The 8,765-nt window shown below is 54.9% G+C and carries 9 protein-coding genes; 6 read left to right on the plus strand and 3 right to left on the minus strand.

Annotated elements, in window-relative coordinates:
- Positions 1-87 precede the first annotated feature (87 nt).
- Complete coding sequence (locus VFO10_RS19445; protein WP_325143275.1) at positions 88-774, minus strand: hypothetical protein; 687 nt, start codon at positions 772-774, stop codon at positions 88-90.
- A 140-nt stretch (positions 775-914) separates the two neighbouring features.
- Here VFO10_RS19445 and VFO10_RS19450 point away from each other — a divergent pair, with 140 nt between their 5' ends.
- The gene (locus tag VFO10_RS19450; protein WP_325143277.1) at positions 915-1,976 is read left to right on the plus strand and encodes a hypothetical protein; all 1,062 of its coding nucleotides are present in this window, start codon (positions 915-917) and stop codon (positions 1,974-1,976) included.
- A gap of 14 nt (positions 1,977-1,990) precedes the next feature.
- On the opposite strand, the gene VFO10_RS19455 is transcribed toward VFO10_RS19450, so the two are convergent.
- Positions 1,991-3,058, minus strand: a complete 1,068-nt coding sequence (locus VFO10_RS19455) for a M3 family metallopeptidase (protein WP_325143279.1) — start codon at positions 3,056-3,058, stop codon at positions 1,991-1,993.
- Positions 3,059-3,170: 112 nt separating this feature from the next.
- Positions 3,171-3,482 carry a hypothetical protein gene (locus tag VFO10_RS19460; protein WP_325143282.1) on the minus strand — a complete coding sequence of 104 codons (312 nt, stop codon included), beginning with the start codon at positions 3,480-3,482 and terminating at the stop codon, positions 3,171-3,173.
- 236 nt (positions 3,483-3,718) lie between these two features.
- On the opposite strand from VFO10_RS19460, the gene VFO10_RS19465 reads away from it, so the two are divergent.
- From VFO10_RS19465 to VFO10_RS19485, 5 genes are all read left to right on the plus strand, one after another.
- A complete protein-coding gene (locus VFO10_RS19465) occupies positions 3,719-4,600 on the plus strand; it encodes a hypothetical protein (RefSeq protein ID WP_325143284.1) in 882 nt (293 codons plus the stop codon).
- Positions 4,601-4,616: 16 nt separating this feature from the next.
- Positions 4,617-5,807 carry a 7TM-DISM domain-containing protein gene (locus tag VFO10_RS19470; protein WP_325143285.1) on the plus strand — a complete coding sequence of 397 codons (1,191 nt, stop codon included), beginning with the start codon at positions 4,617-4,619 and terminating at the stop codon, positions 5,805-5,807.
- Positions 5,808-5,842: 35 nt separating this feature from the next.
- The gene (locus tag VFO10_RS19475) at positions 5,843-6,502 is read left to right on the plus strand and encodes a hypothetical protein (RefSeq protein WP_325143287.1); all 660 of its coding nucleotides are present in this window, start codon (positions 5,843-5,845) and stop codon (positions 6,500-6,502) included.
- A gap of 76 nt (positions 6,503-6,578) precedes the next feature.
- Positions 6,579-7,901, plus strand: coding sequence for a sensor histidine kinase (locus tag VFO10_RS19480; RefSeq protein WP_325143289.1), 1,323 nt, complete (start codon positions 6,579-6,581; stop codon positions 7,899-7,901).
- Between the two features lie 75 nt (positions 7,902-7,976).
- Complete coding sequence (locus tag VFO10_RS19485; RefSeq protein ID WP_325143291.1) at positions 7,977-8,732, plus strand: SDR family NAD(P)-dependent oxidoreductase; 756 nt, start codon at positions 7,977-7,979, stop codon at positions 8,730-8,732.
- Positions 8,733-8,765: the final 33 nt, after the last annotated feature.

Raw genomic sequence — 8,765 nt, forward strand, 5'->3', positions numbered from 1 at the left:
AAGCTGCAGACGTTGTCAAATTAAAGCGAACAGGATAAAAAAAAGGGACCTGCATTGGCTTGCAGGTCCCGGGGCCATCGTTTCACATTAGAACATCATGCCAGCATGCAGACTGATGCCGTAATTGATATCCCAGGCTTCCGTCTTGAAATCACGCTTGTTCCGACGTTCACGCTGCTCGCGATCCAATATGGTACCCGTGCTGCTGGTTTCAACGCTGGAGCCGCTGAAGGGCACATAGAGGTTGAGCCAGTCCACACCATAGGTGAAGGTCCCGCTCTGCCATTGATTGCCAAAGCCCAGCTGCAGGAAGGTCTGACTGACCGAACCTTCGAAACCATAAGTCCCGGTGCCGGCCGTGGAGGTCGTCTCGGCCTCGTCGATGGTGCCTTTGATCTGCGTCAGGTCCAGGCCGCCTTCGATAAAGAAGGAGCCTTCGAGGCTGAAGCGGCTCTGCAGACCGATGGTGGTCAGGGCCAGGGTATCAAAGTGGGAAATATCCTTGCCGGAATACTGACCGATCTTAAGGCCATAGACCTGGTCGTCATCCCGGTACCAGTTCAATCGTAATTCGGGGCCAGGACCCTTGCGAAACGCCAGCCCCAGCTCGGCCGAGTACTGAGCGGTGGACACTTCCGCGTTTGCGATATCATTCTCAATCTCGGCGTCCACTTCGGCGGGTGTTTGGGGCACTTCTGGAGTTTCTGCGGTTTGAGCCAGAGCGAACGTCGATCCTCCGAACATCATCAAGAGAGCTGCAAGTTTTTGCGCCATCACCAAGGGTTCCCCTTTGCAAATAAGCTTTGTCACCCCCTATTGTACCGGGACCTGACTCTGAAAAAAAGTCCTTTAGGAAATGCCCGGTTAAGCCGATAGGCGAGCCTAAACCGGCTTTCAAGGGTAGGGTGCGCACCATGCAAGGGTTTGAAATTCTTCTGATGATTCTTATACTCGGGGCCTGCCAGCCCTCGAAAAAGACTCAGGACGCTCCTCCTGAGGGTGAACCGGCCGTGATAGCGGCCGACCCCACTCCAGAGCCGGCGCCTCTGCCCAGCGCGGATCAAAAACCCAGACTGCAGACCTGCTTCGCCCAGGCGAACCCGCCCCGTCTTTTATCCGAGACGGGCTGTGCCGATCCTAAAAATCCTACGCGACCCGCGGTTTCCGTGGTGCCTTACGATGTCATAGCCCCCTTATGGTCCGACGGCAGTGCCAAGCAGCGTTTTCTTGCAGTGCCCGATGGTCGAAAAGCGGCTTTCAATGAGGTCGGTGACCTGGATTTGCCGGTCGGCAGTGTGACGATGAAAACTTTTGAACTGCAGGGCCGCCCGGTCGAGACCCGCCTTTATATGAAGGAGAGTTTCAATCGCTGGCGCGGCTACTCCTATGAATGGCGGGATGATGGTCGGGATGCGGAGCTCCTGACCACCGGCAAAGAAAAAATCATAGGGGATCAGACCTGGGTCTATCCTTCCCCTCAGCAGTGTGAAATGTGTCATAACAAAGCTACGAATATCGCCCTGGGATTGACTTACAGTCAGCTTGCGAAGGGTGATCAGATCGCGGCCCTGGAGAAATCGGGCATCCTTGATATCAAGAGCACTCCAGGCGTCTCCGCTCTTGTCGATTACACCGACACGTCCGAGCCGATCGATGCTCGCGCGCGATCCTATCTGCAGGCAAACTGCGCATACTGCCATCAGCCGCAGGGTGGGGGTGTGGGTAATTTCGATTTCCGTATGGAAAAAGACTTCGCGGCCATGGGCATTTGTAACAAGGCGCCGTTGGTTGATGTCTTTCCCGTCACCGATGGGAAAATTTACAAGCCCGGCGTACCGAGTGAATCCATCCTCCTTCTCCGCATGAAAGATACGGGAGATTTTCACATGCCGCCCCAGGTTTCGATGAAGGTCGATCCTGAGGGGACGCAGTTGATGGAGCAGTGGATCCTGATCCGGAGCAACTGCGATCTTTGATGCGGGCCTTCCTGTTAAGGTGCCGCAAAAAGTTCCTGCAGGAAGGCTTGATCATTGAAGTCCCGACCTAAAAACTCACGGATGGATTCGTCCGGTTCCCGCGTATTGCCCTGCGCATAAAGGCTTCTGCGCAGCCGCTGCCCCAGCCCTTCATCATGGAAGCCTGCAGCACTTTCGCGAAAGACCCCGGCGATATCCGCGGCAATCACATCGGCCCACGCGTAACTATAATAACCGGCATCATAGCCCCCAAAAAGATGCTCAAAAGAAGCCAGAAAACCCGTATCCGGGTCCACGGGGTAATAGCGACTGAAATCCGCATTGGACATGGCGTAAACCGCGGCCGGAGTCTTGGGCATCATCGCGGGATCGGTCAGCCTATGCAGATGCAGGTCGGCAAGTCCAAACGAAATCTGCCGCCGATAGGAGTGACCGATGAAAGCGCTTTGGGAGGCGAGGATCTTCTGCAGCTTGTCCATGGGGAAGTCTTCGCCGCTTTGATAGTGATGGGCAAAGCGCTGGAGCACGGCGGGATCTTCGAGCCAACGCTCCAGCACCTGCGACGCGACCTCGACGAAGTCCTGAGGCACCGAGGTCCCGGCCAAGGCACTCAGCTCGGCTTCGGTCAGTATCGAATGCAGGACGTGGCCGAATTCATGGATAAACGTTCCCAGTTCTTCATAGGACCAGAGCGAGGGGCGATCCAGACTGGGGGGCGGAAAGTTGCCGACCATCACACAGACGGGCGCCTGGTAGGTCCCGTCGTCACGCCTGCGGCCGTCGATTAACGAGTATTCCGCGAAGTGCATGTACTTGCCAGGCCGTGGATGGAGGTCCAGATAAAAAGCGCCCATGAGGCGGCCGCTCGGCCTATCATAAAGTTCAAAGTACCGAAGATCATCGACCCAGCCTTCAGGTGCGGTTTTTTCCTGAAAAGTGAATCCCATGACCTCGCCCACGGCCTGCATCATGCCCGGGATCACATCGTTTTCAGGGAAATACACCCGCAGGGCCTCGGTATCCACCGTGTAACGGGCCTGCACCAGTTGGTCCGTATAGTAATCGACATCCGCCTGGAACAATATTCCATCAATCGTTTTGACCTGAATGAAAATCTTTATCAGATGCTCAAGCGTGTGGCTGCGCAGCTTGACGCTCAGGGTTTATCTCATGAAGAAGCCCGTTACGTGGAACTCATAATATAAGATAGAGCCGGGACCAGACCCGAACGAGTTCACTTTGAATCCGGTCGAGTTCCCCAAAACTTTCTGCGAAAGTCGCCAGCGAAGGCTTTGTGATCAGGTTCTGAAGGGCCGCATCGGTCGTCCTGAGGATGGCCTCTTCCGAGGTGAGCACCGCCTCGGTTGTGTTTTCAAACACTGGAATTTCCAGGGTGCGGATTGAGGCCTTATCCTCCTGGGCCAGCGGGCCGCCAGAGCCAGGGGGGTGGCAGGCGTTCACCCAAAGCAGGACAAGGAATGATGAGATGACTTGCAGTATACGCATAGGAAAATCCTCTCAGCTTTCTTAATTGTTTTCGATTCCTCCTACGCGCTCTATACACCTCGGCGAGGCGTCACCCAAGGGACATTTTTTGACAGCATGGCCGCGAATTCTTTCGTCCAGGGAAGGACATGGGTGAATTCCTGGGCTTTCCGTGAAACCTTTCCGTAAAACCTTAAAGAATTTTTAGCGGGTACCGACGAGAAAAGGATTGGACCCTAAATTTGGTAGGTTACAGCATGAGATTACTGTTTATCGCGACTGCATTCATGATCAGTGAAGGTGTGATGGCCGAAACGGTGAAGCTGAAAAACGGCACCGTTCTGAAAGGCGTCATCGTTGAGATGAATCAGACGGACCTTGTGATTGATACCGCGGAAATGGGCCGGGTCACCGTCAAGCGTTATACCATCCAGAATATTTCGGATGATAACGCCTCGGGCTCTTCGGGAACCGTTATCAATGTGAATAACAGCAATCACGTCGAACAAAAGAACGAGCAGACCAACAGCCAGGTCAACAATCAATCCGGCAAGGACCGCGACGAAGCCCGGCGCTGGCGTCAGGGCATCCAGGGCCGCTTCCATATTTCGCAGGAAGCCGCGCAATTCAAGCAGAAGAGCGAGGCCCTCGACTTTCCGAAGGCCTATACCGGCATTGACTGGGACCTGATCGGCTTCCGCAGCGAGTCCTGGTGGGCCATCTATTTGAACGCGGTCTCGCAGAGCACGACTCGCAACTCGATGGACTACACGCTCGGCGGCGCCGGTGTGCGCCTCGATTGGAACGCTTTCAAATCCGTCAACGGTGATACCCTGAGCCTTCTGTCCTTCGGCATTGGTATCGGCAGTGGCTCCATCGAAATGGAATCCACTGACCTGACCGGCCGTAAGCTCAGCTATGAACTCTCGGGGACGCGCACCACCCTGCGCATGGGCTACGACTACTTCTGGGGGCGTTACTGGGGCCTGACCGCCTTCGCTTCGCTCAACGCGGCGACATACAGTGATATCAGCTACAAGGTCGATGGCGTGAAGGTCAATGATGCGAGCGTTGATGATGAAGTATCCGTCAGTTCCCATTCGTTTGGACTGGGGCTGCTTTGGAATGTGGATCTATGACATGAGGACGTAAGTCTTGGATCTTTTGCTCAAGAGGCTGCTGCTCAGCTTTCTGCTCTTCGCGTGGCCATGCCTGGGGCAGGACGCGGAGAGGGTCTATAGCGTTTTAGCCGAAGCGCAAAAGATCGATGTGGACGAGGCTCGATACTTCATCGAGCCGGCCAGCGTGCCCCTCGATATCCAGCGCATAAGTCAGACCGCGTCGTGGACGTTGATCAAGAAGCAGCGGCGTTTCCATCGGAGCGAGGTCAAGGACCAAAGAGTTGTGCTGGCCTTCACCATGAAGACCGAAGTTGAGACGATCTACCTCAACTACATCTGGGCTCCGCCCCTCAGTTTCCAAAAATTCTACATCATGGATGCGGCTGGCCGAATGATCGAGCCGGATCCCGTGCGGCCTGCCATGCTCTTAGTTCAGGCCAGGCTGAAACCCGGCCAGTACAGGGTCTACTTTGTTGCGGAACCGGCGCCTCTTTCTGATGTCAAAAGTAATCTTTATATCATGAATGCAGCCTATATGAGCGGCGCCTTCCTTGGTGAGGCCAGATTCTATTTGTATGTTTATGGAGTAGGGTCGGCCTTCGTCTTTTTTAACTTCACAATGTTCCTGCTTCATAGAAAGCGCTATTTTATCTACTACGTGGGCTACTCTGTCACGATACTTTATATCTTGACCGTGGGCAGTGGAGATCTTCATGCCGTCTCTGCTGTCTTTTGGAACGTATCCTTATGCCTCAATTGCCTTTTCACCATCCTGATGAGCTCGTCGGTTCTAAGATTGAGAGAGTTTCATCCCAGACTTCTGCAATTCACCTATATCCTTTGGTCCATTTCAGTGTCGTTCCTCATGGGGACGTACTTCGTGAATATGGAATTCATCGGCCCCACGGGCCTGCTCACGGGCCTCCTCTGCTATTTCCTTTGCATGTATGCAGCCGTGCGCAGAATGCTGGTCGGCTATATCCCCGCAACATTTTTTGCGCTGGGTTGGGGTGTCCTCGGCGTTGGTTACGTGATGAATCTGGCTGCGATTCATGTGACGAGCATGCGCGGTCTTGTGTATTCCGCCTATGTCGCCTACGCGATTGAATCCATGCTCTTCGCGGTCGCGCTTGCCTATCGAACCCGGGATTCCGAGCGAAAGGCCAACGCCGTAAAGTTCATGCATTTTCCCAGCTGCAGAAGGTCGTCTATCCTCACCAAATAGAACAGATCAGGCATGGCGCCGAGCTGGAAGCCACGATGCCGACGGTCCCCAGTCACGGCTGCGTCCTGGCTTTTGATATCGTCGGAAGCTCGAAGATCAAGCACATCAAAGCGAAGGAATTCTTCCGAAACTTCTTCGCCCGCTGCAATGAAATCATGAGTGAGGGTTACGACGGCCGAACTCTGAAAGCCCGGGCCTACCGCATCAAAGAGATTGGCGACGGCGGGCTCTGCTCCATTGGTTATCCTTTCGCTTCGCTGACGGGAAATCCCGCCAACGAAGCGGTGGATATCGGCAAGAGGATAGCCCAGGCCTTGGCGGAAGAGGCGGAGATGCTGCATTCCCCGACACCTATAACCTGCGGCATAGGTATCGCCCTGGATACGCTGATCGGCTTTTATCCCGAGAGCGGCACCAAGGAATACGATATCTATGGTCAGGCCCTGATCCTGGCGACTCGATACGAAGCCATGCGCAAGACGCTGTTTGAAGACGAGAAGAGCCAGAGCATTCTGATCATTCAGGAGCAGGTCTACCTGAGTCTGGATCCTTCGCATCGCGAAGGCTTTTTGCCGGTTGACCTTGTGGAAAAGGGAGTTGTGGTTCGGGACGATCCCGCGGCTAGAAAACTCTACTATCAGTTTATAAGAGCGGAGACCGAGCGCAAGGAAGCGCCCCAGCTGGCAGCCGTTTGAAAAACCCTGATCCCATCATTCAAACCCGGGAAATTCTGCCGGCCGCTCTCTGCTAGAGTATGAGGTAGGGGGCACCTTGGAACGATCCATCCGAAAAAATATCAAGAAGCTCCTTTCCATCGGTCACCATAAAGTGGAAGATCCGATGCTGAAATTACGGCTTCTCGCCTTCAACGGGACCATACTCGCCGTGGTGGCCGTATGTTTGCTCGTGCTCGCCATATATCTGGGCTTTGGCTATTTCGAGCGCCTGCCTTCGCTCATGCCCTGGATCATTCTTTTCCCGACTCTCATGATCCTGGTCCACCGTGGGCATTTTTTGCTGGCCCGGGTTGGTTTCATGGTGCTGGCCTGGTCGGGGATCAGCGTCGGGGTCTATCTCTTTGGTCGATCGGGAATGGTGGGGCTTTACTGTCTGCCGGCCGCCTTCTTTCCCTTTGTCCTTTTCACTGGGCGCGAGTGGCGTTGGCTAAGTTTTTTCTCCCTCAGTTCGCTTACGCTGTTTGTCTGCATCCAACTCCTTTTCCACATCCCCGCATCCTATCCTCTGCCCGAGGCGCTGTCCGATGCCTCGGCCGTGCTGCATACCTCAGCCGCTTTTCTGATGGCCGTGCTGCCGTTCACACTGCTCTTCTTCCAATCCGAATTCTTCCATCGCGAGACCCTCCGCAAAACCGAGGAGCGCGTCCATGCTGAACGTATGGCTGATCTCGGACGCATAGCCGCCGGCACCGCGCATGAGGTGAATAATCCCCTCACCATCGTGCATTTTGTCTTGCAGCTTTTGGAGCAGGATGAACTCCTGCGACATCGACCGGATCGCATCGAACGGATCCACAAGGGCTTCGAAGCGATCGAGCGCATCAAGACGATAGTCGAGCGCCTCCTTTCCCTTTCGCAAAGTCCCATGGACGCCTATGAATCCATCCGCCTTGTGGATTTTCCCGAAATCATTCGCCATCTTTTCGCCGAACACATGCGCGACGGCGGTATCCGCTTCGAGCTTTTGCAGCAGGGTCTGGATGAGGTGGTGATCTTTGGCCAGAAGGGGCGCATTCTGGAGATTCTGATCAATCTCGTCTCGAATGCCATGGATGCCGTTCGTGGGCATAAAGATCCCTGGATTCAGATCAGTTTCCGGCGTGAGGCTGGGAATTTTACCGTGCTCGTTCACGACAGTGGGCCAGGAGTGCCTCGGGAAAGAAGTGAAAGAATCTTCGCCCCCTTCTATACGACCAAGGAAATCGGCAAGGGCACGGGGCTCGGCCTTTCCAGTTCGCGGAGCATCGCCCGGCATCATGGGGGGGATCTTCTCTGCCTGCCCGGCCCCGGCGGCCAATTTCTTTTGACCCTGCCTCTTCTCTATCAACCGGCGGATCTTGTGTCGGCGGCTTCCTGACCAAATTGTCCGTCTTGCTCTTCTCGGAAAAAGACCGCATCCTCAGGCGAAACTTTTCCAGGAAAGGGCACTCACTTGTCAAAAATAGCCTTTGTCACCGGCGCTTCCACAGGCCTTGGTCATGAGTTGGCGAAACAGCTGGTCGCAGCCGGCTATGATGTGGCGCTCGTCGCGCGACGGCTGCCCCTTTTGGAAGACTTGAAAAAAGAACTCGATCCCCTGGGTCAGCGCGTTCTGGTTTTGCAAGCGGACGTCAGCAGCTGGGATGAAATCATGTCCGCCGTGGATCGCACGGAAAAGGAACTGGGACCGATCGATCTTCTGATCGCCAATGCCGGCGTGTCCCTGGATGCTCCGCTGAAACGATTCAACGCTGCGGAAGCCCGCAGGGTTTATGAAGTGAATGTGATCGGCCTCATGCAGACCGTGGCTGCAGTTTTACCTTATTTCATGGAACGAAAGCGTGGGCACATTGTAGGTGTTTCCAGTCTCGCCGCTTATATTTCGGTTCCACGTTCCACAGTTTATTGCTCCAGCAAGGCGGCGGTATCGAGTTATCTGGAGGGCCTGCGGGTGGAGCTTATGCCCCTTAAAATCAAGGTCACCACGGTCTGCCCAGGTTTCGTGCGCACGCCGATGACGCAGAAAAATAAATTCAAAATGCCCTTCCTGCTCGATGCGCCGGACGCCGTGCGCATCATGATGCGTGGGATCGAAGCGAAGAAGACGATGATTCACTTTCCGTCCTCGCTCGCCATGATCGTGAAAGGACTGCGTTTGATCCCGGCCCCCATCTTTCGTCAGATCCTTCTGAGGCTCCGCCCCGGTTGAACGAATGCCGTGAGAATGTTACAGTGAGAATTC

Origin of the sequence: Oligoflexus sp. (assembly GCF_035712445.1) — a bacterium.
In the GTDB taxonomy this organism is placed as follows: Bacteria; Bdellovibrionota_B; Oligoflexia; order Oligoflexales; family Oligoflexaceae; genus Oligoflexus.